General features: G+C 76.8%; 23 protein-coding genes, 1 pseudogene and 1 riboswitch. Of the genes and pseudogenes, 12 read left to right on the plus strand and 12 right to left on the minus strand.

Annotation, left to right across the window (positions count from 1 at the left end):
• Positions 1-186: 186 nt before the first annotated feature.
• Positions 187-513, plus strand: a complete 327-nt coding sequence (locus ACI782_RS23630) for a WhiB family transcriptional regulator (protein WP_456912555.1) — start codon at positions 187-189, stop codon at positions 511-513.
• Positions 514-672: 159 nt separating this feature from the next.
• Positions 673-2,475, plus strand: coding sequence for an IlvD/Edd family dehydratase (locus ACI782_RS23635; RefSeq protein WP_456912556.1), 1,803 nt, complete (start codon positions 673-675; stop codon positions 2,473-2,475).
• Positions 2,476-2,514: 39 nt separating this feature from the next.
• On the opposite strand, the gene ACI782_RS23640 is transcribed toward ACI782_RS23635, so the two are convergent.
• The 3 genes from ACI782_RS23640 to ACI782_RS23650 all read right to left on the minus strand — a co-directional run bounded on the left by ACI782_RS23640 (position 2,515) and on the right by ACI782_RS23650 (position 5,617).
• Positions 2,515-3,456 carry a phosphoglycerate dehydrogenase gene (locus ACI782_RS23640; RefSeq protein ID WP_456912557.1) on the minus strand — a complete coding sequence of 314 codons (942 nt, stop codon included), beginning with the start codon at positions 3,454-3,456 and terminating at the stop codon, positions 2,515-2,517.
• Positions 3,457-3,612: 156 nt separating this feature from the next.
• On the minus strand, positions 3,613-4,608 hold the full coding sequence (locus ACI782_RS23645) for an FAD-dependent oxidoreductase (RefSeq protein WP_456912558.1): 996 nt from the start codon (positions 4,606-4,608) through the stop codon (positions 3,613-3,615).
• A gap of 157 nt (positions 4,609-4,765) precedes the next feature.
• A complete protein-coding gene (locus ACI782_RS23650) occupies positions 4,766-5,617 on the minus strand; it encodes a hypothetical protein (protein WP_456912559.1) in 852 nt (283 codons plus the stop codon).
• A 274-nt stretch (positions 5,618-5,891) separates the two neighbouring features.
• Positions 5,892-6,043: riboswitch (cyclic di-AMP (ydaO/yuaA leader) on the minus strand.
• A 270-nt stretch (positions 6,044-6,313) separates the two neighbouring features.
• Here ACI782_RS23650 and ACI782_RS23655 point away from each other — a divergent pair.
• Positions 6,314-6,706 (plus strand): ArsC/Spx/MgsR family protein, encoded by a 393-nt coding sequence (locus ACI782_RS23655; protein ID WP_456912560.1) that lies wholly within the window; start codon positions 6,314-6,316, stop codon positions 6,704-6,706.
• Here ACI782_RS23655 and ACI782_RS23660 read toward each other — a convergent pair.
• The 6 genes and pseudogenes from ACI782_RS23660 to ACI782_RS23685 all read right to left on the minus strand — a co-directional run bounded on the left by ACI782_RS23660 (position 6,703) and on the right by ACI782_RS23685 (position 13,341).
• Positions 6,703-7,272 (minus strand): DNA-directed RNA polymerase subunit alpha C-terminal domain-containing protein, encoded by a 570-nt coding sequence (locus ACI782_RS23660; RefSeq protein WP_456912561.1) that lies wholly within the window; start codon positions 7,270-7,272, stop codon positions 6,703-6,705. The genes ACI782_RS23655 and ACI782_RS23660 overlap by 4 nt on opposite strands.
• 59 nt (positions 7,273-7,331) lie before the next feature.
• Entirely contained in the window at positions 7,332-8,711 is a 1,380-nt protein-coding gene (locus tag ACI782_RS23665) for a serine hydrolase (protein ID WP_456912562.1), read from the minus strand.
• Positions 8,712-9,250: 539 nt separating this feature from the next.
• The gene (locus ACI782_RS23670; RefSeq protein WP_456912577.1) at positions 9,251-9,478 is read right to left on the minus strand and encodes a hypothetical protein; all 228 of its coding nucleotides are present in this window, start codon (positions 9,476-9,478) and stop codon (positions 9,251-9,253) included.
• Positions 9,479-9,498: 20 nt separating this feature from the next.
• Positions 9,499-10,176 (minus strand): annotated as a pseudogene (locus ACI782_RS23675) (maleylpyruvate isomerase family mycothiol-dependent enzyme); the annotation flags it as partial.
• Positions 10,177-10,242: 66 nt separating this feature from the next.
• Positions 10,243-11,904: a bifunctional 3'-5' exonuclease/DNA polymerase gene (locus tag ACI782_RS23680; protein ID WP_456912563.1), complete on the minus strand. Its 1,662-nt coding sequence runs from the start codon at positions 11,902-11,904 to the stop codon at positions 10,243-10,245.
• Positions 11,905-11,952: 48 nt separating this feature from the next.
• Positions 11,953-13,341 (minus strand): carotenoid oxygenase family protein, encoded by a 1,389-nt coding sequence (locus ACI782_RS23685; protein WP_456912564.1) that lies wholly within the window; start codon positions 13,339-13,341, stop codon positions 11,953-11,955.
• A gap of 157 nt (positions 13,342-13,498) precedes the next feature.
• Here ACI782_RS23685 and ACI782_RS23690 point away from each other — a divergent pair, with 157 nt between their 5' ends.
• From ACI782_RS23690 to ACI782_RS23725, 8 genes are all read left to right on the plus strand, one after another.
• Positions 13,499-13,873: a VOC family protein gene (locus ACI782_RS23690; RefSeq protein WP_456912565.1), complete on the plus strand. Its 375-nt coding sequence runs from the start codon at positions 13,499-13,501 to the stop codon at positions 13,871-13,873.
• 152 nt (positions 13,874-14,025) lie between these two features.
• Positions 14,026-14,745: a DUF6597 domain-containing transcriptional factor gene (locus tag ACI782_RS23695; RefSeq protein ID WP_456912566.1), complete on the plus strand. Its 720-nt coding sequence runs from the start codon at positions 14,026-14,028 to the stop codon at positions 14,743-14,745.
• Positions 14,746-14,754: 9 nt separating this feature from the next.
• On the plus strand, positions 14,755-15,618 hold the full coding sequence (locus tag ACI782_RS23700; protein ID WP_456912567.1) for a hypothetical protein: 864 nt from the start codon (positions 14,755-14,757) through the stop codon (positions 15,616-15,618).
• A gap of 82 nt (positions 15,619-15,700) precedes the next feature.
• Positions 15,701-17,179, plus strand: a complete 1,479-nt coding sequence (locus ACI782_RS23705) for an amidase (RefSeq protein ID WP_456912568.1) — start codon at positions 15,701-15,703, stop codon at positions 17,177-17,179.
• Between the two features lie 212 nt (positions 17,180-17,391).
• Positions 17,392-17,595, plus strand: a complete 204-nt coding sequence (locus ACI782_RS23710; protein ID WP_456912569.1) for an antitoxin — start codon at positions 17,392-17,394, stop codon at positions 17,593-17,595.
• 180 nt (positions 17,596-17,775) lie between these two features.
• Positions 17,776-18,810, plus strand: a complete 1,035-nt coding sequence (locus ACI782_RS23715) for an alpha/beta fold hydrolase (RefSeq protein WP_456912570.1) — start codon at positions 17,776-17,778, stop codon at positions 18,808-18,810.
• A gap of 189 nt (positions 18,811-18,999) precedes the next feature.
• On the plus strand, positions 19,000-20,544 hold the full coding sequence (locus tag ACI782_RS23720; RefSeq protein WP_456912571.1) for an ATP-dependent DNA ligase: 1,545 nt from the start codon (positions 19,000-19,002) through the stop codon (positions 20,542-20,544).
• 90 nt (positions 20,545-20,634) lie between these two features.
• On the plus strand, positions 20,635-21,345 hold the full coding sequence (locus ACI782_RS23725; RefSeq protein ID WP_456912576.1) for a DUF2306 domain-containing protein: 711 nt from the start codon (positions 20,635-20,637) through the stop codon (positions 21,343-21,345).
• Between the two features lie 6 nt (positions 21,346-21,351).
• Here ACI782_RS23725 and ACI782_RS23730 read toward each other — a convergent pair whose 3' ends face one another.
• The 3 genes from ACI782_RS23730 to ACI782_RS23740 all read right to left on the minus strand — a co-directional run bounded on the left by ACI782_RS23730 (position 21,352) and on the right by ACI782_RS23740 (position 22,876).
• Positions 21,352-21,603: a hypothetical protein gene (locus ACI782_RS23730; protein ID WP_456912572.1), complete on the minus strand. Its 252-nt coding sequence runs from the start codon at positions 21,601-21,603 to the stop codon at positions 21,352-21,354.
• A 50-nt stretch (positions 21,604-21,653) separates the two neighbouring features.
• On the minus strand, positions 21,654-22,592 hold the full coding sequence (locus ACI782_RS23735) for an anti-sigma factor RsbA family regulatory protein (protein WP_456912573.1): 939 nt from the start codon (positions 22,590-22,592) through the stop codon (positions 21,654-21,656).
• A gap of 107 nt (positions 22,593-22,699) precedes the next feature.
• Positions 22,700-22,876 (minus strand): hypothetical protein, encoded by a 177-nt coding sequence (locus tag ACI782_RS23740; protein ID WP_456912574.1) that lies wholly within the window; start codon positions 22,874-22,876, stop codon positions 22,700-22,702.
• 125 nt (positions 22,877-23,001) lie between these two features.
• Here ACI782_RS23740 and ACI782_RS23745 point away from each other — a divergent pair.
• Positions 23,002-23,467, plus strand: a 466-nt coding sequence (locus ACI782_RS23745; protein WP_456912575.1) for an FAD-binding protein, incomplete at its 3' end; no start/stop codon positions are given.

Genomic DNA, 23,467 nt, shown 5'->3' on the forward strand with positions numbered 1-23,467 from the left:
GGTTCCCCGGGCCGGCCGTGCTCCGCCCCGGCGAGTCGGGCACATCCCGCCGAACCTGCGCGCGCATCTCCTCCATGTTGTGCCAGTGCGACGCGGCTCGATGACTGCGTAACGTCACGGAGTGAATTCAGGGCGTACTGGTCCGTCACGGCCGGCACGCATCTTCCCCTGACCGAGGAGTTCTCCGTGTCGTCCTTCCCGCGCCCGCACCTGACGCTCGCCCCCGCTCCCGCCCCGCAGCCGGCCGCGCCGTTCCTCGGCGGTGCCGTCCCGGCCGGCGACGAGTCCTGGCGCCTGGACGCCCTGTGCGCCGAGACCGACCCGGAGGCGTTCTTCCCGGAGAAGGGCGGCTCCACCCGCGAGGCCAAGCGCGTCTGCGCCTCCTGCCCGGTGCGGATGGAGTGCCTGGAGTTCGCGCTCGGCAACGACGAGCGGTTCGGCATCTGGGGCGGCCTCTCCGAGCGGGAGCGGCGCCGCCTGCGGCTGCAGCGCCGGGCCCCGCTCAGCGCCTGACGTCCCGGGGGGCTGCTCCCGCGGCCCCCCGGGACGACCGCGTAGGGGGCGCCCGGTCCGGGCCCCGCTCCTCCGCCGTGGCGCGCGCGTCGTCCGCCGACCCACAATCGCGCCGGAGGGGGCGGGCGGTCCCGGCTCCGACCGGCGAGAGGAGTCCCGGTGGACGACGACGCGGCGCCCGGACGACGGCTGCGCAGCCAGGCCTGGTTCGACAACCCCCACGATCCCGGGATGACGGCGCTCTACGTCGAGCGGTACCTGAACTGGGGGCTCACCCGCGAGGAGCTCCAGTCGGGCCGGCCGGTCGTCGGCATCGCGCAGACCGGCTCGGACCTCGCGCCGTGCAACCGGCACCACCTGGTCCTGGCCGAGCGCGTCCGCGAGGGCATCCGGGACGCCGGCGGGTTGGCGCTGGAGTTCCCGGTGCACCCCATCCAGGAGACGGGACGGCGCCCGACGGCGGCGCTCGACCGCAACCTCGCCTACCTGGGCCTGGTGGAGGTCCTCCACGGCTACCCGCTGGACGGCGTCGTGCTGACCACCGGCTGCGACAAGACGACCCCGGCCTGCCTCATGGCCGCGGCCACCGTCGACCTGCCCGCGATCGTGCTGTCGGGCGGGCCGATGCTCAACGGCTGGCACGACGGAGAGCGGACCGGGTCGGGGACGATCGTCTGGCGGGCCCGCGAGATGCTCGCCGCCGGCGAGATCGACGAGGCCGGGTTCGTCGACCTGGTCGCCTCCTCGGCCCCCTCCCCCGGCCACTGCAACACGATGGGCACCGCCTCGACGATGAACGCGATCGCCGAGGCCCTCGGCATGAGCCTGCCCGGCTGCGCCGCCATCCCGGCACCGCACCGGGACCGCGCCCGCATGGCCTACCTCACCGGCCGGCGGATCGTGGAGATGGTGCGCGAGGACCTCAGGCCCTCGCACGTCCTCACCCGGGAGGCGTTCGAGAACGCCGTCGTCGTCACCTCCGCGATCGGCGGCTCCACCAACGCGCCGATCCACCTGAACGCGATCGCCCGGCACGCCGGCGTCCCGCTGGACCTGGCGGACTGGCAGGAGCTCGGGCTGACCGTCCCGCTCATCGTGGACGTGCAGCCGGCCGGCCGGTTCCTCGGCGAGGAGTTCCACCGGGCCGGTGGGGTGCCGGCTGTCGTCCACGAGCTGATGGCGCGCGGGCTGATCCACACCGACGCCGTGACGGTGAACGGCGCGACGATCGGCGAGAACTGCCGGGACGGCGCCTCGACCGACCGCGAGGTCATCCGCAGCTTCGACCGGGCGCTGCTGCCCGACGCGGGCTTCCTCGTGCTGCGCGGCAACCTGTTCGACAACGCGATCATGAAGACCAGCGTCATCTCGCCCGAGTTCCGGGAGCGCTACCTCTCCGACCCCGCGCACCCGGGCGTGTTCGAGGGCCGGGCCGTCGTCTTCGACGGGCCGGAGGACTACCACGCCCGCATCGACGACCCGGCGCTGCACATCGACGAGACGTGCCTGCTGGTGATCCGCGGGGTCGGCCCGCTGGGCTACCCGGGCTCGGCCGAGGTCGTCAACATGCAGCCGCCCGCGGCGCTGATCCGGCAGGGCGTGCGCGCGCTGCCCTGCATCGGCGACGGCCGCCAGTCGGGGACGTCGGGCTCGCCCTCGATCCTCAACGCCTCACCCGAGGCCGCGGCCGGCGGCGGGCTGGCTCTGCTGCAGACCGGGGACGTCGTCCGGATCGACCTGCCCGGCGGCCGGGTCGACGTCCTGCTGCCCGACGAGGAGCTGGCCGAGCGCCGCCGCCGGCTGGAGGAGGCCGGCGGGTACCCGGCGCCGGCGTCCCAGACGCCGTGGCAGGAGATCCAGCGCGCGATGGTCACCCAGCTGTGCGACGGCATGGTCCTCGGCCCGGCGGTCGGCTACCAGCGCGTCGCGCAGACCTCGGGCGTGCCGCGCGACAACCACTGAGCCGTTCCCGGCCGGACGACGACTCCCCCGTCACGGTGGTCAGCGGTCCACCACGTTGCGCAGGTCCCGGCCCGCCAGCAGCGCCGCGAGGTTGGCCGCGACCAGCTCGTCCGCGCCGACCGGCCGGCCCCCGGCGGCGTGCGGCGTGAGCAGGAGGCCCGGGGCGTCCCACAGCGGGGAGTCGGCCGGGAGCGGCTCGGTGCGGGTCACGTCGAGCGCGGCGCCGGCGAGGCGTCCCGCGCGCAGGGCGTCGACGAGCGCGTCCTCGTCGACGGTCGAGCCGCGGCCCACGTTGACGACCAGGGCGTGCGCGGGCAGCGCGGCCAGCCGTTCGGCGTCGAGGGCCCGGTCGGTGCCGGCGGTCGACGGCAGGATCATGAGCAGGACGTCGGTCCGCCCGAGCTCGCGCGCCAGGTCGTCCTCGGCGACGACGGGGACCCCGGCCCGCTCCCCCGCGCTGCGCGCCACCCCGCGGACCTGGGCACCCAGCGCGGCGAGCACCGGGGCGAGGGTCTGGCCGATGGCGCCGAACCCCCAGACGAGCACGCGGGCGTCTATCAGGGTGGTCACCGCCCCCTCCGGGTGCAGCGGCTGCAGGCCGCCGAGCTCGTCGGCCCAGCGGTGCTCGGCCTGGGCGCGGGTGGCCGCGGGCAGCCGGCGGACCAGCGCGAGGACCAGCGCCAGCGCGTGCTCGGTCACCGTCCGGCTGTGCAGGCCCGCGCCGCTGGTGATGACGACGTCCGCGGGGAAGCCGGCGGCCAGCACGGCGTCCGGCCCGGCCGCCAGCGTCTGCACCCACCGCAGGTGGGGCATGCGACCGGCGACGGCGGCCAGGTCGGCCGTCGAGCTGCCCCACACGACCATCGCCTCGGCGTCGAGGTGCTCGTCGGGGACGGGTGCCGAGGCGTCGTAGGTGACCGCGCGGACGCCGTCGGGCAGGTCCGGCACCAGCGGGACGGAGTCGGGGAGCAGGAGCTTCACGGGCTGGGGCCTCTCGTCGGGTCAGGGGCCGGATCGGGTCAGGCGGAGGTGCTCACGGTGCCTCCTGGCGGCGGACGCCTGCAGGCCCATGGCACACCCCGCGCAGGGACGCCGCCACCGCAGGCCGGCGGCCCGGCGTCCTGTCCCGACGAGGCCTCAGCCGCCGCGCGGCCGGTCGGCCACGAGCCGGACGATCGGGGCCAGCGCCCGGTCGAGCGGCACGAACCGCGAGGCCAGGTCGCGGACGACGGCGGCCGGCCGGGACGTGCGGAACACCAGCCGGCCCAGGACGCGTGAGGTGCGCTGCGCGGACTCCACGCGGGGGCGCTGCCGGGCCTCGTGGTCCCGCGGCACGGCGGGCACGGACCCCGGCGTGGCCCGCGCCAGCGACCGGCCCAGCACGTCCGCGGACTCGATCGCCATGGCGGCCCCGATGCCCGCGGTCGGGAGGAACCCGGCCGCGGCGTCACCCAGCAGGACCACCCGGCGCGAGGTCCACGTGCGGGCCCGGACGTCGGTCATCGGCCAGTAGTGGGTGCCGTGGCCGGCGGCGACCGTGCGGAGCGCGCGCTCGAGCCGGGCGTCGTCGGCCCGCAGCCGCCCGCGCACCCGGCCAACGAACTCCGCGGCTCCGCGGGCGGTGTCCCGGCGCGGGCCACCCAGGAAGACCCCGACCCGGCCCCGGACCGGGTACGTGCCGAGGAAGAACCCCCGCCCCCAGCACTCCTCGTACCGGTCCGGCGCGTCGTCCGGGTCGGTCCAGCCGACCCAGCCGCCCCAGCCGGTGTCGTACGCCCGGACCCGGCCGCCGTCCTGCTCGATCCGGGTCACGGTCGCGCCGTTGCTGACCCGTCCCCCCGCGGCGGCCGGGACCGCCAGGAGCTCGCCCCGCTCGATGCCGCGGTGGTCCCCGGAGGCCAGCAGGCTCTCGAAGGAGTACTCCCGCAGCGGCCGGCCCGCCCGGTCCCGCAGCGTGTACCGGCGGACGGGCACGCTGCGTTCGCGGTAGGTGCCCCCCACCTGCAGGTGCCGCAGCGCCGGGTCGACCAGCGGGACCAGTCCGAGCACGTGGCCCCGGTCGGCGCCGGAGGGCCGTCGTTCCGGCAGGAACGGGTGCAGCCCGGCTCCGCGGAGGCACAGCGCGAGCGTCACCCCGCCACGCCCGCGCCGACGACCAGGACCCGCAGCGGGTCCTCCCGGACGGCGGCGAGCTGCTCGGCCACGGTTCCCGGTTCGAGCGCCGGCATCCCACCTCCCGACGGACCCGGGGACTCCCTCCACGGTCCTCCCCGCGGCCGTCGGCCGGGGATCAGCCCCGGTAGTTCACGTGGACGTGGTCGAAGTGGTTGGCGGTCACGCCGCCGCGGTCGGCCATCCGCTCGAAGGAACCGTTCGGTGACTGCAGGATCCGCTGCTGCCAGATGAGGTAGTCGACGCCGAGCTCGTCCCAGTGGTCCCTGTGGTACTGGACGATGGCGTCGCCGAGGTCGGCGTCGGTGAGGACCATGTAGTCCACGGCCAGCCCGGAGGGGTGGCCGCCGGGGTCAGCCGCGCTGGCGCGGGTGCCGCCCAGCGTGATGCCGGCGGCGCCGGGCACGGTGGAGACGACGGCGTTCGCGGCGGCCTGCGCGGCCGCCTTGATGCTCCCGGCGGTGTTGGTGATGCGGGCGACCGCGCCCGGCGCGGCCGCAGCGGCTCGCGCGGGCGCCGCCTGCTCCGGTGCGGCGGCTCGCGCGGCGGCCTCGGCCTCCTGCCGGGCGGCCGCCTCGGCCTCGGCGGCGGCCCGCGCGGCGGCCTCGGCCTCGGCCTTCTGCCGGTCGAGCACGGCCTGGTCGGCGGCGGCCTGCGCCTGCTGCGCGGCGGTCTGCTCGGCCTCGCGGGAGGCGCGGCTGGCGGTGAGGTCCTCGAGCGGCTGCAGGTCCGGGGCCGGCGCCGCGTCGACCTCGACGGGGGCGGACTGCGCGGTCAGCCCGAGCTGCTCGGCGACGCTGACCGACTCCGACGCGCCGGCTTCGGCCTGCGCCGGCGGACCCGTCCCGACGAGGACGTTCGCCATGACGGCGCCGGCGACGGCCGTGCCCAGGAGGAGGGCCGGACGGCGGCGCGAGCGGAGGGTGCCACGACGGTCGGCGCGGCGGGACGTGGTGGTTCGGGGGTCCATGGGGTGGGGTGCTCCGGGTGTGCGGGCGCAGCGGAGCCCGCGGCGGGACGCGGGTGCGGCGGGGAGGGCGGTCGGGCGGGCGACGGTCCGGGGGGACCGGCCGGTGCGCGGACCACGGGGGGACGGCGGGGGTGCCGGTCGAGCGAGGTGCTCGCGTGGTGCCGCTGGCGGCGCGGTCGGGGACGGTCGCGGGCGATCAGGTGCGCGGGCGCGCCCGGTACCGGTGCGAAGGCGGGTGTCCGGCAGGGCAGCGGCACGCCATCCGGCGGCTCTCCGTTCTTCCGATGGCCGCCTACCGAGTTAGCTGACGGGTTCGGGCGGGAAGCGGCCCTACCCGCCCCGGACTCGTGCCCGGGAGCGGGATTCACCCCAGTACTGCGATGGGTCCCCGGCCCGCCCCGGAGGGCGACTCGGCGGCGACCGCTCGGCTTCCCCGGAAGGGGACGTGACGACCGCGCGGACGTACCCACCGTAACCGCCGTTATGCGTTTGTGACAATCGCGCGCCGACGATTCGTCGGGTGATGCGGGTCGCGCCTCCCCCGCTCGACGGCCCGGACGTGTAGGGGCCATGGATCCGCGCGGCGCCGCCCCGCCGGCCGCACGCTGGCGTCCTGCGACCCGGCGGCGGCCGCGCTGCTCACGCGGCGGCTGCTCGACGTCCTCGCGGCGCGGAGCCCGGCCCTAGGGTGGAGCCGTGGAGGTCTGGTTCAACCCGTCCTGCTCCAAGTGCCGCACCGCGCGCGCCCAGCTGGAGGAGGCCGGCGTCGAGTACACGCTGCGCCGCTACCTCGAGGACCCGCCGAGCGAGGCGGAGCTGCGCGCCGCGCTGGCCGCCCTCCACCTCGAGCCCTGGGACGTCACGCGGATGTCCGAGCCGCTCGCCCGCGAGCTGGGGCTGCGCGACCTGCCCCGGGACGCCGACACGTGGATCCGCCTGCTGGCCGAGCACCCCCGGCTGATCCAGCGCCCGCTCGTGCTCACCGACGACGGCCGGGCGTGGATCGCCCGCGACGGCCAGACCCTGACCGAGGTCGTCGCGGCCGGTCGGCGTCCCGGCGAGGACGCCGACCAGCGGACGGGGGGCTAGCGGGAGAGCAGCCGCCGCAGCCCGGCGACCGGCGCGCGCAGCGACCACCACGCCAGGCGCACCGGCACGCCGGCCGCGGCCCGGGTCCCGCGCACGCACAGGCGCCGCAGGTCGGCGTACGTGGCCGGGCGGGGGCCGCTCGCCGGAGCGGGCCGCGGTCCCGCGGCCGGAGCGGACTCGTCGGGGGGTGGCGTCGCCGGGACGATCAGGTCGACGGTCGTCCGCCGCCGCGGCGCCCGCAGCGACTCGAACGACGGGATGGGCGGCGGGATCGGCGCCTCGCCGTCGGGCGGCTCGATGCCCGCGGCGACCGCCTCGGCGTGCACCTCGGCCTCCGACGGGGCCGCGCGGGGGGCCTGGCCGACCGGCTCGGGGACGGCGTTCCGGATCGCGGAGATCAGGCCCGGGCCGAGCCCGTCGATCGCGGCGAGCTCGCGCCGGCTGAGCCCCGCCAGCTCCTCGGTCGTGGTCACGCCCGCGCGCAGCAGCGCGGCCACGGCCCGCCCGGGCAACCCCAGGTCGCGGATCGTCCCCGCCGGCACACCCCCCGGCGACTCGATCGGCATGCCGCCCAACCTATCGCCGCGCCCGGCCGGTGCGCTCCGCGGGCCGGGTGGTCGCGACGCTACTCGCGGGTGAAGGTGCCCAGCCCGGTGCGGTCGTAGAAGTCGAGCCGGACGGTCGCGGCCCGGTCGCCCTCCACCGTGAAGATCGCTCCGGCGAGCCCGTTGGCGTTCTCGCCGACGGTCTCGAAGGTGAACGTGTCCCCGGTGTGGTGGGTCAGGGCGAAGGTCGTGGGCAGGTCCGGCGGCCCCATCGACATGCTGAGGGCGTCCCCGGCGGCGGTCACGGTCAGCGGGCCGTAGTAGGGGTTGGCGTAGGTCCCGGCGTACGTGGTCGGTGGCCGGGCCGGCGCCGCGTCGGCGGGCGGCGGGGCCGTCCAGTCGGTCTCCGGCGCGTCGGCCGCCTCGACCTGCTCGAAGACGGCCGCGGTGAAGGTGAGCCAGTCGACCGTGGGCTGCCCGTGGTTCGCGACGTCGAAGAACCCGGCGGCGATCGCCTCGGGGATGCCCTGGGGACGCCCGTTGGTCAGCACCACGATGCCGAGCTGCTCCACGGGCAGCATCAGGACCGTCGTGGCGGCGCCCAGGAAGAAGGCCCCGGAGTGCCCGATCTGCAGCCGACCCTGGTCGTCGTAGGAGACGTTCCAGCCCAGACCGTAGAAGCCCGTGCGGGCCTCCGGGCCGGACGGCCGGCTGGACACCGAGTGCGGGACGCGGGTGACGTCCAGCGCGTCCGGGTCGACGACCTGCCGGCCCTCGTACACGCCGTTGCCCAGCTGGAGGCGCACCCACTCGGCGAGGTCCCGCACCGAGGAGCTGGCCCCGCCGGCGGGTGCCTCGGCGTCGGCGTCCCGGGTGTAGCGGGCCTCCCACGTGCCGTCGCCGGTCGGCACGTGGATCGCCGCCCTGTTCGCCGCGTTCGCGTAGTCCTGGTGGCGGTAGCTGGTCGACGTCATGCCCAGCGGCTCGAACAGCTCCTGCCGGGCCAGGTCCTCCCACGGCAGGCCCGCGGCCTCCGCCGCGGCCTGGCCGGCCGCGGTGAAGCCGAAGTTGCTGTAGGCGTAGGTCGACCGGAACGGCTCCAGGGGCTGCTGGTCGAGGCGGCCGAGGATGTGGTCGCGGTCCCAGCCGAGGTCCTCGAGCAGGTCACCCGCCCCGGTGTGCAGGCCGCTGCGGTGCGACAGCAGGTCGGCGAAGGTGGCGTGCTCGGTGACGTAGGGGGCGGAGAGGGCGAAGTCCGGGTCGGACGCCGCGACGGGGTCGTCCCACCCGATGACGCCGTCCCCCACGACACGGGCGATGACGGTGGAGGCGAGCGGCTTGGACACCGAGGCCACCTGGAAGACCGTGTCGGGGTCGACCGTCTCGGGCCTGCCCACCTCCCGGACGCCGAAGCCCTTCGCGGAGACGACCCGGTCACGGTGGACGACGGCGACTGCCACGCCGGGGAGCGGGTCCGGTCCATCGCGTCGGTGACCAGCCCGTCGAGCGCGGCCACCGCGGAGTCGACCTGCTCCTGGGTCAGCAGCGCCTCCGGGGCCGGGGGCACCGGGGGCAGCGTCGCGGCCGCCGGGGCGCCGACGGGCGCCCCGGTCGCGGCGCACGCCGTCGTCCAGGCCGTCATCGCCGCCAGCGCGGCCGCCGGGCCGGCCGAGCGCAACGGCCGGGGCGCCCGGCGGCCGCGCCCGGGTCGGCGGAGGGCGGTCGCGGGGTCGCGGAGCCCTGCGGAGGAGGTGGTGGACATCGTCCACGGTCCAGACTGGCGCCGCCGTGCCGGTGCCTGTTCGTGAGCGCCACGGGCGGGGCCGGCCGGACGCACGGCACGCGGGATGCCCGTGGTGCTGCCGGACCCTAGCGACGAGGGCGCCCGGGAAGCCGCCGGTCGCAGCGACGTCGAGCGCCGCGCGGCGGGCCATCACCCTCCGCCCTCCAGGAGCCGCGCACCGGTCGCGGTCCCGCCGCACCGACGGACCTCCCCGGCCTACGCGGACCGGCCGAGCAGCGCGGCGAGCCGGTCGATCGCCGGGGCGTCGTCGGACACCGGTCGGGACGGCGCGAACGGCCGCCGTCCCTCCGGGATGCGCCCGAGCAGGTCGCGGCTGAACGCCAGCTCGGCCGCGGCGAGTTCGTCGGGGAAGGGGGTCGGCCGGCCGGTCGCGCGGGCGAGGTCCCAGCCGTGCACCAGCGTCTCGACGGTCCGCAGGTGCACCACCGCGGGGCCGGGCAGGTGCCGGCCGGGAGTGCGTGCGTGCGGTCGAGGACGCCGGGCTCGCGCAGCGCCGCCAGCAGCTGGTCGGCCGAGTCCCGGTGGGCGGCCACGGGGTCCTCTCCCAGCTGGTCCACGGAGGCGCGCCGGCCGAGCTGGTCCAGCGGCGGCAGCGGCTCGCCCCGCAGGACACGGACGACGAGGCGGTTGCCGCCGACGAGGTGGTTGACCAGCCGGCGGACCGTCCAGTCGGTGCACGGCGTCGGGGCGTCCCACTGGTCCGGCGTCACGGCGGCGACCAGCTGCCCGGTGCCGTCGAGAGCGGTGGCCAGCGGGGCGAGGGGGGCGTCGGTCACGGGGCCTCCGGGAGTCGGCGGGTCGGTCCGGACGGCCAGGGTGGCAGCGGGTACCGACGATCCGCCCGGCCGCCCGGCCGCCCGGGCGCGGGCTCCCGCGGGAGCCGGCGGCACCTCGTCGCGCCGGCACGTGAGGACCGCGCCCAGGTGGGCGAGGAAGGCGGGGATGGTCATCGCCGCCACCTCGGCACCACCGACCAGCGGGACGCCGGCCTCCCCGTCGAGGACGACCTGGACGACGGGCGCCCCGCCCCCCGCGGACACGACGAGCTGGACCACCGGTCTCCCGCCCGCGGTCGTGAGCGCGAGGTCGCACCGGTACGGGCAGGGGTCGGTCGCCGCCATGCCGGCACGCTAGGGACGGCACGGTCCGGCCGTCTGTGCGCAGAGGTGCGTATTGCGCCGGCTCCCTCAGCCCGCCTCGGCCCAGGACCGCACCACGGCGACGTCGAGCGGGAAGTCGACCGGGAACGCCCCGAACAGCAGCCGCCCCGCCTCGGCCGCCGCACGCCGCACCTCGGTCACGACGTCGGCGGCGAGGGCCTCGGGGGTGTGGACGACCACCTCGTCGTGCAGGAAGAAGACCAGGTGCGGCCGCTCGTCCACCCGCCCGGTTCCGCCGAGCCGCCACAGCCGGTTGCGCAGGTCGGCCAGCCAGCACAGCGCCCACTCCGCACCGGTGCCCTGGACGACGAAGTTGCGGGTGAACCGGCCCCAGGCGCGGCGGGAGCGGTCCCGCTGCTCGCGGCCGTCGTCCTCGTCGGCGGGCTCGCCCAGCCCGACCGGCCGCTCCGCCCACGCCCCCGTCGGCGCCGGGGACCCCCGGCCCAACAGGGTGTGCACCACCTCGCCGCGCTCCCCCGCCCGGGCGGCCTCCTCCACCAGCCCGATCGCGCGGGGGTACCGGCGGGCCAGCCGCGGCATCATGCGCCCGCTCTCGCCGCGGGTGCCGCCGTACATCGCCCCGAGCATGCCGACCTTGGCCTCGGCGCGGCTCGCCACCGCACCGGCGGCCACCATGCCCGCGTAGAGGTCCGAGGACCGGGCCGCCTCGGCCATCGCGACGTCCCCGCTCATCCCGGCGAGCACCCGGGGCTCCAGCTGGGCGACGTCGGCGACCACGAACCGCCAGCCGTCGTCGGCCACCGCGGCGGGGCGGACCTGGGCCGGCACCGACAGCGCTCCTCCGCCGTTCGACGCCCAGCGCCCGGTGACCACGCCGCCCGGCACGAAGACCGAGCGGAACCGGCCGTCGCGCACCCAGGTGTCCAACCAGTTCCAGCCGTTGGCCGCCAGCAGCCGGGAGAGCTTCTTGTACTCCAGCAGCGGCGGGACGACGAGGGAGTCGAGCTGCTCGAGGGTCCAGGACCGGGTGTCGCGCGCCGGCAGCCCGGCGTCCTGCAGCGCCCGCAGCAGCGCGGCGGGCGAGTCGGGGTTGAGGTCGGGCACGCCGAGCGCGGTGCGCACCTCCCGGGCCAGCGCCTCCAGCCCCGCCGGGCGGGCCCCGGCGACCGGCCGCGGGCCGAGCAGGTCGGTGAGCAGGCGCGCGTGCACGTCGGCCCGCCACGGCAGCCCGGCCCAGGTCATCTCGGCGGCGGCCAGCGCGCCGGAGGACTCGGCCGCCACCAGCAGGCCCAGCTGCGCCCGCCGGGGCGACGCGGCGAGCACCGCCTGCTGGCGCGCGTGCTCGGCGACCGGGTCGAGGCGGTCGGCGGGGTCGTCGAGCGCGAACAGCGCCGGAGCGGCCGCGGTTCCCGGCTGCAGTGCGTCCCACCCCGGGGTGTCGTCGCCGGTGAGCAGCGCCGGGTCGGCGAAGGGCGACCGCCGGAGCAGCGCGTGGGCGAGCCGGAGGTCGGTGCAGCGCTCGACCCGGACGCCGGCCGCCAGCAGGGCCGGGTACCAGCGGGGGGTATCGTCCCAGACCCAGCGGACCGGCGCGGTCTCCCGGTCGGCCACGAACCGGGGCAGCTCGCCGGCGGCCAGCCGGGTCGCGGCGGTCGTCGTCCCGCCGTCGGTGCACTCGTGCGCCTCGACGACGCCCCCGTCGCGGCGGACGAGGACGACCCGGTGCACCCCGGCAGTGTCGCCGAGGGGGCCGACAGCGTTGCGGAGGCCGGGAGGTCAGCCGTCGGCGAGCCAGCTGCCGTGGAAGCCGAGGGGCACCCGCGCCGGCAGGTGCACCCGCGCGACCGGCTCGCCGGCGAAGTCCTGCGCGGCGAGGACGACGAGGTCGGTGGCGCCGCGGTCGGGATCGTGCACGAAGGCCAGGACGTAGCCGTCGTCCTCCGCCGCGTCGGGGGACGACGGCGCGAAGACGGCCTCACCGACGGTGGCGTCCCGCCCGAACGGGTGCGCCTCGGCGGTGCCGGAGACCAGGTCGTGCTTCAGCAGGGCGTTGGCGAACGCGCCGTCGGTGAACGTCCCCGTCGGGTGCACGGTCGCCGGGCCCAGGTCGCCCATCGCGGCGCTGTAGCCGTAGCGGTGCCGGCGGGAGACGACCCGCTCGTCGACGCGCGGGAACTCCTGCTCCCGGTCGTCGAGCCGGACCGTGGACACCCGGCCGGCGACCGGGTCGACGACCCAGCGGTCGAGGGTGAGCGGACCCTGCCCGGCCAGCGCGGAGAGGTCGTAGTCGCCCCCGTACCGGCACACGTCGACGACGACCCGGCCGTCCTCGTCGTCGTAGGCGTTGAGCGTGTGGAAGACCCAGCACGGGTCGACCTCGGCCCACCGCACCTCCCGGGTGGCGCCCTCCCGGGGCAGCAGCCCGATCCGCGGCGGGTGTGCGGGGTTCCAGGCGTAGGGCAGCCGCACCCCGGCCATCGCGGCGTCCATGCTGAACGTGACCGGCAGGTCCAGCAGCACCACGTACCGCTCGGTGAGGGCGAAGTCGTGCATCATCGGCCCGTCGGCGACGGGCACGTCGGTGGTGCCGCTGACCCTCCCGTCGGGGCCGACGACGACGTGCTGGACGTGGTCCCAGCCCCAGAAGTAGGCGACCGCGTGCAGGTCCCCGGTCCGCCGGTCGAGCTTGGTGTGCGCGGCGTAGCCGCCGGGCAGCGTGCCGTCGAAGTCGCACGGGCCCACGGTCTCCAGCTCGTCGGTGAGCACGTAGGGCAGCGGGCCGGCCTCGACGGTGGCCAGCGTCCGGCCGGCGTGGGTGATCACGTGCGTGTTCGCGGCGAAGTCCGTGTCGGCGTGGACCGGGCCGCCGGCCCACCGCTCCCCCAGGGCCTCGGCCACCTGCCGCGACCGGACCCAGCGGTTGCGGTACCACTCGGCGCGGCCGTCGCGCAGCCGGACGCCGTGCACCATGCCCGGGCCGAGGAACCAGTGCTCGACCGGCTCGTCGAGGCCCATCGGGTTGGGCCCGTTGCGCAGGTACCGGCCCGTCAGCTCCGCGGGCAGCCGGCCGGTGACCGGCAGGTCGAACGCGGTGACCTCCTCCGCCACGGGGGCGTAGGGCCCCTCGAGGAAGCGGCGCGCGTCGGTCGTCGGGTGCTCGAGCATCGTCTGCCCCTCGCGGGTCGTCGGGACGGCGCATCCGGGGCCGATGCTCACCGCCGAGCCCCGGACGCCGACAGGGCCCAACCGCCCTGCCGCGGCCGGGATCCCGCCGCGGCGCCCGCCCGGGTGCTTGGCTGACCGGCGCGGAGAGGAGTTCGCGATGCCGGTCCACCTCAACCACACCATCGTCGGCGCCCGCGACAAGCAGCGGTCGGCGGCCTTCCTCGCCGACGTCCTCGGCCTCGCGCCGCCCACCACCTTCGGCCCGTTCGCCGTCGTCTCGCTGGACAACGACGTCTCGCTCGACTTCGTGGACGACCCGCAGGTGCAGCCGCGGCACTACGCCTTCCTCGTGAGCGAGGAGGAGTTCGACGGGATCTTCGGCCGGATCCGGGAGCGCGAGCTGCCGTACTGGGCCGACCCGTTCGAGCAGCACCCCGGGGAGATCAACACCAACGACGGCGGCCGCGGCGTCTACTGGCACGACCCCGACGGGCACGTCCTGGAGATCATCACCCGGCCCTACGGCGGCTGACCTGACACCGCCGGCGCCGGGAGCTTGGCGGGCGGGGCGCACCCGAGGAGCGCCCCAGGGCCCCGCCCACGGACAGCATGCGTCGGACGGGAGAGTCTCGCAACAGATGTCTAGGACGTCATGCCGTCCCCGGCCGTCGTAGAGTCGCCAGGGTGGCGTCGGAGTACCGCGAGGTCCCGCTGTCCGGTGCCCCCGCGGTCCTGGTGGCGTGCGTCTGGGTGCAGCGGACGACCGCGGACCACGTCCAGCTCGTCGTGCCCGACGGCTGCCTCGACGTCGTCTCCGGAGCCGGCCGCGACCCGGTCGTCGCGGGGGCCGACACCGGCCCGCGCCTGGTGGACCTCCCCGCGGGGACCGTGCTGACCGGCGTCCGGCTCCGCCCCGGCGCGGCGGGGGCGGTGCTGGGCGTGCACGCCGCGGAGCTGCGCGACCGCGAGGTCGCCCTCGCCGACCTGTGGGGGGACGCCGCCCGGCGGCTCGGGGACGCCCTGGCCGAGCAGAGTTCCGCCCGGCGTCGCGCGCTGCTGCTGGAGGCCGTGCTGTCCCGGCGGGCCGCGCCCGACGGCCTGGTCGCGGCGGCCGCCCGGCTGCTCGCCCGGCCGCAGGCGCGCGTCGCGGCCGTGGCCGCGGAGCTGGGGGTGACCGAGCGCCGGCTGCACCGGCGGACGCTGGCCGCGGTCGGCTACGGCCCCAAGGTGCTGGCCCGGGTCGAGCGGCTGGCCCGCCTCCGGGCCCTCCCCGACGGCGACCTGGCCGGCCGCGCCCTCGCCGCGGGCTACGCCAGCCAGGCGCACATGACCGACGAGGTCCGCCGGCTCACCGGCAGCACCCCCGTCCGATTCCTGGAAGACGCCGGCCGGGCCGCTCCCTAGCGTCCGGGCATGCCCATCGACCTCCCCGCCGCCGAACGGTTCCTCCTCGACACGGCCCGGCTGCTCGACCGGCACCGCCTGGCCGTCCTGCTGCACGACGCCCCCGCCGGCCCGGTCCTGACCGCCCTGCGCGCCTACCGCAACCCCGACGGCGGCTTCGGCCACGCCCTGGAACCCGACGTCCGCGACCCCGCCAGCCAGCCGGCCGCCCTCCTGCACGCGCTGGAGGTGCTCGCCGAGGTGGACGCGCTCGACGACCCGATGGTCGCCGGGGCCGCCGAGTGGGCGGCGCGCACCGCCCGCCCCGACGGCGCGCTCCCCTTCGTCCTGCCCAGCGCGGCGGCGTTCCCGCACGCACCCTGGATGACGCCGGACGACGGCCCCTCCTTCCTCACCTTCGCCGTCGTCGCGCTGCTCACCCGGGCCGGCTGGGACGGCCCCTGGCTGGCCGACGCCACCGCGTGGTGCTGGTCCAGGGTGGAGGCACCTGCGGACCTCGGCGCCTACTGGGTGTCGTTCGCCCTGGACTTCCTCGACGCCGCCCCGGACGACGACCGCGCCCGCGCGGCCGTCGAGGGCCTGCGCCCCGCGATCGGACCCGACGGGACCATCGCCGTCCCCGGCGGGACGGCGGACGAGCGGCTCACCCCGGTCGAGCTGTCCCCCCGGCCGGGCCTGCGCAGCCGCGCCCTGTTCACCGCCGAGCAGGTGGACGCCGACCTCGACCGGCTGGAGGCCGAGCAGCGCCCGGACGGCGGGTGGGAGTTCTCCTGGCTGGCCTGGTCCGAGGGCCAGCGGGTGGAGTGGCGCGGCGGCGTGACCCTGCGGGCGCTGGAGACGCTCGCCGCGCACGGCCGGATGCCGGCGGGGTGACTGGCCTCCTTGTCCTGGCGCTCCGGCCTGAGCAGACTCCGCACACCTCGGGATCCCCCACGACGCAGCGCGGAGGACGACGGTGTCCGACGACCTCGCCTACACCCCTGCCACCGAGCTGGCCGCCCGCATCCGGCGCCGCGACCTCTCGCCGGTCGAGCTCCTCGACGCGGTGGTCGACCGCATCGAGGCGCGCAACCCGAGCCTGAACGCGCTGGTGTTCACCGCGTTCGACGAGGCCCGCGACCGCGCGCGGGAGGCGGAGCGGGCGCTGACGTCCGGGGCGGCGCTCGGGCCGCTGCACGGGGTGCCGACCGCGCTCAAGGACCTCTTCGACTTCAAACCCGGCTGGCCGGCGACCTTCGGCGGCGTCCCCGCCCTGCGGGACTTCACCGTCCCCGCCCACTGCACGTACGCGGAGCGGATGGAGGCGGCCGGGGCGGTCCTCGTCGGCAAGACCAACAGCCCGGTCATGGGCTTCCGCGGCACCTGCGACAACCCGCTGTTCGGCCCGTCGCGCAACCCGTTCGACCCGACGAAGAACACCGGGGGCAGCTCCGGTGGCAGCGCGGCCGCCGTCGCCGACGGGCTGCTCCCCCTGGCCGAGGCCACCGACGGCGGTGGCTCCATCCGCATCCCGGCGTCCTGGTGCGGGCTCTACGGGTTCAAGGCCTCCTTCGGCCGGGTGCCGCAGATCTCCCGGCCCAACGCCTTCGGCCCGGTCAACCCGTTCCTGTTCGAGGGCGCGCTCACCCGCACCGTGGACGACGCGGCCCTGGCCCTCGACGTCCTGGCCGGCTACGACGACCGCGATCCGTTCTCCCTCGACGAGCCCACCGGGTTCGCCGCCGCGACCCGCCGGTCGGTCCGCGGCCGGCGGATCGCCTACAGCTCCGACTTCGGCGGCTTCCCCGTGGACCGCCGGGTCGCCGCCGTCGTGGCCGACGCCGTGCGGGTGTTCGAGCAGGCCGGTGCCGAGGTCGTGCAGGTGGACCTCCGGTTCGACGCCGACCAGCGCGAGCTGAGCGACCTGTGGTGCCGGCTGATCGCGCCGCTCAACATCGAGGGCCTGGAGGGGCTGCGGGACCAGGGCGTGGACGTGCTCGGGGAGCACCGCGACGACCTCCCCGCGGAGTACCTGCGCTGGATCGACGAGGGGTACCGGCTCAGCGCGATGGACGTGCTGCGCGACCAGCGGATGCGCACCGCGGTCTACGACCGGGTGCAGGACGTGCTGCGGACCCACGACCTGCTGGTGACCCCGACCCTGGCCGCGCTGCCGGTGGACAACGCCGCGGACGGCAACACGGTCGGCCCCAGCAGCGTCGAGGGCGTCGAGGTCGACCCGCTGATCGGCTGGTGCCTCACCTACCCGGTCAACTTCACCGGGCACCCGGCCGCGTCCGTGCCCGCCGGGGACGTCGACGGGCTGCCCGTCGGCATGCAGCTGATCGGGCGCCGCTACGACGACGCCGCCGTGCTCGCCGCGAGCGCGGCGGTCGAGCGGCTGCGTCCCTGGGCCGGCGCCTACGCGCGGTGCGCCGCCCGCCCGCTGTCCTGAGCCGCCTCGCCGAGCGCTACGACGGGGTCCGGTGGGCCCTGCCGTCGAGGCGCGGCACCGTGGACTCGGCCCGGTGCGGGCCGGTGCTGCCGACGTGCCGGGGTGGGGACGGCCGCGGGCGGCGGGAGTCATCGCTCGGGCGCGGCGATGAGTCGGTCCCGTTCCGGCGGGTAGTCCCCGGACCCCGCACACCCGACAGGGAGGAGCCCGACGTGGACGTCGGAGGCCTCGCCGACAAGGCGAAGAACGCGCTGGACAGCCAGCAGGGCGAGCAGCGCAGCGACCAGGCGCTCGACAAGGCCGAGCAGTTCGCCGACGAGCGGACCGGCGGCAGGTTCGACGCGCAGACCGACAAGGCCGGTGACCTGGCCGACCAGCGCATCGGGCAGCAGGACGCCCCGGAGGGCGGCGCCTGACCGGCCGGGCCGGCGGGTGCCGGGACGTGCCCCCACCCGCCGGCCCGCGCATCGGGTCCTCGCGCGCCGGGTCCTCGCGCGCCGGGTCCTCGCGCGCCGGGTCCTCGCGCGCCGGGTCATTGCCACGGCGTCGCCCCGGTTGGAGGCTGCCTGCACGGTTCCCAGCCACGGAGGCGCGCCATGCCGGCACCGAGCGACCACGAACTGTTCGACCTGGGAGACCTCCCCCTCCAGTCCGGAGGCACCCTGCGGGGGGCGAAGCTGGCGTACAAGACCTACGGCACGCTGGCCGACGACAGGTCCAACGTCATCCTCCACCCGACCTGGTTCAGCGCCTGGCACGACGCCAACGAGTGGACCATCGAGCCGGGCCTGGCCTGCGATCCCGGCCGCTACTTCATCGTCGTCCCGAACCAGATCAACAACGGGCTGTCGTCGTCCCCGAGCAACACCCCGCCGCCGTTCGACGGGCCGCACTTCCCCCGGGTGACCTTCCACGACCAGGTCGAGGCGCAGCACCGGCTGCTGACGGAGAAGTGGGGCGTCGAGTCCCTGGAACTGGTCCTGGGGTCCTCGATGGGCGCCGGGCAGACCTACCAGTGGGCGGTCAGCCACCCGGAGATGGTCAAGCGGGCCGCACCGATCGTCGGCTCGCCGCGGACCAGCGAGCACAACCAGGTCTTCCTCAAGAGCCTGCAGGCGACGCTGGCCCTCGACCCGGCGTTCCGGGGCGGGCACTACACGCCGGACGCGCTGCCCACGGCCGGGCTGCGCGCCTTCGCCCGCATCTACGCCGGCTGGGGGCTGTCCCAGGCGTTCTACTGGCAGCAGGAGTACCGGCAGATGGGCTACTCCTCCCTCGAGGACTTCCTCGTCGGCTACTGGGAGGGCTTCTGGCTCGACGGCCGGGACCCCAACAACCTGCTGGCCATGCTGTGGACGTGGGAGAACGGGGACGTCGGGAAGACGCCCGGGTTCGACGGGGACACCGAGGCGGCGCTGCGCTCGATCCGCTGCCCGCTGGTGTCGATGCCGGCGCGGACCGACCTGTACTTCCCGCCAGAGGACGAGCAGTGGGCCTCGCAGTTCATCCCGAACGGGCAGGTCCGGGTGATCGACACGATCTACGGCCACTTCGGCGGGCTCGGCGTGTACGGCCCCGACAACCAGTTCATCGACAAGGTCCTGCGCGAGCTGCTGAGCACCCCCGCCTGACGACCGCCGCGGGAGCATCGCAGCGAGGGACGAGCGCTGGCGGCCGCGCTGCAGGGTCCCGCCGCGAGCGTGCGAGCGGCGGGGGGCAGCGGGGTCCTTCTCCGCGGCGCGGACGGGGGTACCTCCCGCTTGCGGGGGACGCGCCGGTGAGCTCCGCCTGACGTGGGTGGCGGCTGCCACGATGGCGCGGTGCTGTTCGCCGACGTCGTCGCCGTCTCCGCCGCGGTGGCGGCCACCCGGTCGCGCACCGCGAAGGCAGGGGCGATCGCCGACCTGCTGCGCCGCGCGGACGGCGACGAGGTCGCAGCCGTCACCGCCTGGCTGGCCGGCGAGCCCCTGCAGGGGCGGCTCGGCGTGGGGTGGCGGACGCTCTCGCGGCAGGCGCACGACCCCGCGCCCGCCGGGTCGCTGACCGTCGGCGCCGTCGACCGCGCCCTCACCGAGCTGGCCGCGACCTCCGGTGCGGGGTCCGCGGCCCGGCGCGAGGCGGTGCTGGGCGACCTGTTCGGTGCCGCCACCGCCGACGAGCAGCGGTTCCTGGTCCGGCTGCTCACCGGCGAGCTCCGCCAGGGGGCGCTGGAGGGCGTCGTCCTGGACGCGGTCGCCGCGGCCGCCGGCGTCCCGGCCGCCGACGTCCGGCGGGCCTTCATGCTGTCGGGCAGCCTCCCCGGGACCGCCGCCACCGCTCTCGCCGGCGGGGTCGACGCGCTGGCCGCGGTGGGCCTGCAGGTGGGCCGGCCGGTGCGGCCGATGCTGGCCAGCCCCGGCTCCTCGCTCGACGCCGCGCTCGCCGACCTCGGTACGGAGGTCACCGTCGAGTACAAGCTCGACGGCGCCCGCATCCAGGTGCACCGGGACGGCGACGAGGTCCGGGTGTGGACCCGCACCCTCCGCGAGGTGACCGCCGGCGTGCCCGAGCTGGTCGAGCGGGTGCGCGCGCTGCCGTGCACCACCGCGGTCCTCGACGGCGAGACCCTCGCGCTGGACGACGACGGCCGGCCCCGCGCCTTCCAGGACACGATGAGCCGCTTCGGCAGCGGGGTGGGCGGGGAATCCGCGGACGCGGACGTCCTGCTCAGCCCGTTCTTCTTCGACCTGCTCCACCTCGACGGCCGCGACCTGCTCGACCATCCGCTGCGGGTCCGCCTCGACGCCCTGGCCGCGCTCCTGGCCGCCGACGAGCACGCACCGCTGCGGATGCCCGGCGTCCGCCGCCCCTGCCCCGACCAGGCCGCCGAGGTGCTCGACGGCGCGCTCACCGCCGGCCACGAGGGCGTCGTCGTCAAGGCCCTCGACGCCGCCTACGCCACCGGCCGGCGCGGCCGGGCGTGGCAGAAGGTCAAGCCGGTGCACACCCTCGACCTGGTCGTGCTCGGCGCCGAGTGGGGGTACGGCCGCCGCTCGGGGAGGCTGTCGAACATCCACCTCGGCGCCCGCGACCCCGACGGCGGCGAGCCGGTCATGGTGGGCAAGACGTTCAAGGGCATGACCGACGAGCTGCTGGACTGGCAGACGCGGACCTTCCCCGGGCTCGCCCGCGAGCGGCCGGCCTGGGGCGTGCTGCTGCGGCCCGAGCTCGTCGTCGAGATCGCCCTGGACGGCGCCCAGCGCAGCCCCCGCTACCCCGGTGGCGTGGCCCTCCGCTTCGCCCGCGTGCTGCGCTACCGCCCGGACAAGACGCCGGCCGAGGCCGACACCATCGACGCGGTGCGCGCCCTGCTCGCCGGCGGCTGACGCCGGGCCGTCGCGCCCTTGTGGGCGCCCGGCCCGGCGCGGCAGGCTCGTCCGCCACGGGGCCGGTACGGGGAGTTCGGAGTGCCCGGGATGACGCTGACCCGGCCCGCGGCGACGGGCACGTGGACGCCGACCTGGCGGACCCGCACCGCCTTCTGGTGGGTGCTGCTCAGCGCGCTGGCGGTCGCGGTCCTCGCGCCGCTGCCGTACGCCACGACCTCGCTGGCCGAGCTCACCGCCGGCGACGCGACGCTGGCCGCCAACTACGTCGACCGGTCGGCGCCCATCCGGCTCGCCTTCGCGCTGCACGTCGGCTTCGGCGGCCTGGCGCTGCTGCTCTCACCGCTGCAGTTCCTCACCCGGCTGCGCGCCCGCGCTCCGCAGGTGCACCGGGCCGTCGGCCGGGTCGTCCTGGGGTCGATCGCGGTCGCGGGGGCGGCCGGGCTGGTCCTCGCACCGCACAGCCTCGCCGGCCCGGTCGGCACCGCCGGCTTCGGCCTGCTCGCCGTCCTGTGGCTGACCTGCGCCGCCACCGCGTTCCGGGCGATCCGCCGCGGCGACGTGGCGACCCACCGCCGCTGGATGGTCCGCACGTTCGCGCTCACCTACGCCGCGGTCACCCTGCGGCTGCAGCTCGGCGTGCTGATCGGACTGCAGAGCGGGCTGTCCGGCGTCGACGGGGACGTGGCCTTCGACCGCGCCTACCTCGTCGTCCCGTTCCTGTCCTGGGTGCCCAACCTGCTCGTGGCCGAGCTGTACCTCGCGACGGGCGACCGGCGCGCAAGGGCCGCGGCGACCTGACCTGCGTCAGTGGGCGGCGCTGGAGTGCAGCGCGGCGCCCCCGTACTCGCGCAGGTGCGTCACGGCGAGCACCCGGGTCATCGGGAACAGCTCGACGTCCGCGTCGTCGGACAGCTCCGCCACGACGGTGAGCCAGCCGGGCGGCCCGAACCGGACGACCCGGCCGGGCAGCTCGACCCACCCTCCGGGGTCCTCGGCGTCCCGCACGACCACCCGCGCCTGGTACAGGTGCCGGTCGTTGACGGTGGTGATGTCCATGCTGGAACCCTCCTCGCCCCGGCGAACCGCGCGCGGCCGCGGCGCGACGCTCAGCGGCGGAAGAACAGCCGGACGGCGGTGCCGGCGGACCCCGAGGCGACGGCGACGTCGTCGGCGAGGCTCCAGGCCAGCCACATCCCCCGCGCACCGGCGGGGTCGTCGTCCGGCGGGACGTAGCCCAGCGTCTCGTCCGGCAGCCCCGGTCCGGTGTCGGCGACCTCGACGACGAGGGTGTCCCCCTCCGCCCAGGCCGCCACCGACGCGGCGGCCGCCACGGCCAGCGCGTTGGTCACCAGCTCGTGCGCGGCCAGGACGACGTCGTCGCACCGCGCCGACCACCCGTCCCCCGCCGCGGCCGTGAGCAGCCGCCGGGCCTCCTGCGACGTCGTGACCGCGACGGCGGGGGCTTCGGCCGGCCGCTCGCGCCAGGCCGGCTGGGCCGACCGGAGGAAGTGCCGCGGGTCCTCGTACGCCGCGGCCGTCACCGGCGCGTCGCCGCCCCAGGTCAGCGGGTGGGTGCGGGCGACCGCGTCGAGCACCGCGGGCGACAGGCGCCGGCGGTCGTGCAGGCACAGGCTGTAGTAGGGCATCGAGGTGTAGCAGCGGTTGGCGACCGCCTCGAAGCGGCTCCACTCCCGGCCGTCCTCCGCCGCCAGCCACACCGGCTCGGCGGCGAGCCGCCAGGTGGGCACCGACGCCCGGAGGGCGCGCAGGTCCCGGTCGTAGGCGTGCAGCGTGCCGTGCCCGCCCCGCCACCAGGTCTCGGCGGGGGCGAAGGCCGCGAGCCGCTGCACGTCCGGGCCCAGCTGCTCGGCGAGCGCCGTGCGGACCCGTTCGCCGGCGACGACGAGCACCGGCTCCTCGCGGGCGAGGCCCTCGAGCACGAACGGCACGACCCGGTCCACGACCTCCCGGTCGGAGCCGAAGGCGAACGCCTCGTGGGCGAAGGTCGTGCCGTCCCAGTCGCCGGTGGGGCGCACCACGGTCATGCCGGCACCCCCTGTGCGTCGGCCGGTGGCGGCCGTGGACCCGTCGGCCGCAGCGGCCCGTCGGCTACGACGCTACCCCGCTGGCCCCCCGACGGCAGGGGCCGCGGTCAGGCCGCGTCGGCCTCCTCAGGGCCGACCCGGGCCTCGGCGGCGTCGTCGGTGTCCGCGGGGACCGGCTCCTCTCGGCGAGAGCGCAGGTCGGCCAGGTGCCAGGCGGTGCAGTCGTCGCAGCTGGCGATCCAGACGGAGCGGGAGTGGCGGGAACAGGGCGTGCTGTGCGGCATGGGGTTTCTCTCTGGTGGCCGGGGGTCCCGGCCGGTGGGGTCGGACCCCGGCACAACACCCGCCGGCGGCCGGATCATCCGGGTGTGCGCACGGCCACCCGGTGGGTCCTGTGCACACTGGACCCGTGACACGGGTCGGGGCGGCGGGGACGAACTGGGCGGGCAACCACACCTACGGCGCCCGGCGCCTGCACCGGCCGGCGACCCTCGAGCAGGTGCAGGAGGTCGTGGCCGCCGCGCCGCGGGTGCGCGTGCTGGGCTCGCGGCACTCGTTCAACGGCATCGCCGACTCCACCGAGCTGGTCTCGTTCCAGGCGATGACCGCCGAGCCGACGCTGCCGGCCGACATCGCCGTCGACGCCGCGGCGGGCACGGTCTCCCTCGGCGGCGGCGTGACCTACGGCGAGCTGGCCGAGGTCCTCCGGGACGCCGGCGTCGCCCTGCACAACCTCGCGTCGCTGCCGCACATCTCCGTCGCCGGCGGGGGGGGGGCCGCGCCCCACCCGGCGGGGGGGGGGCACCGGCCCGCCGCGGGGGGCCGCGCCGGGGGGGGGCGGGGGGTGGGGCGCGCCGGGGTGGTGGGGGGGGGGC

The organism is Geodermatophilus sp. SYSU D00703 (genome assembly GCF_054050155.1).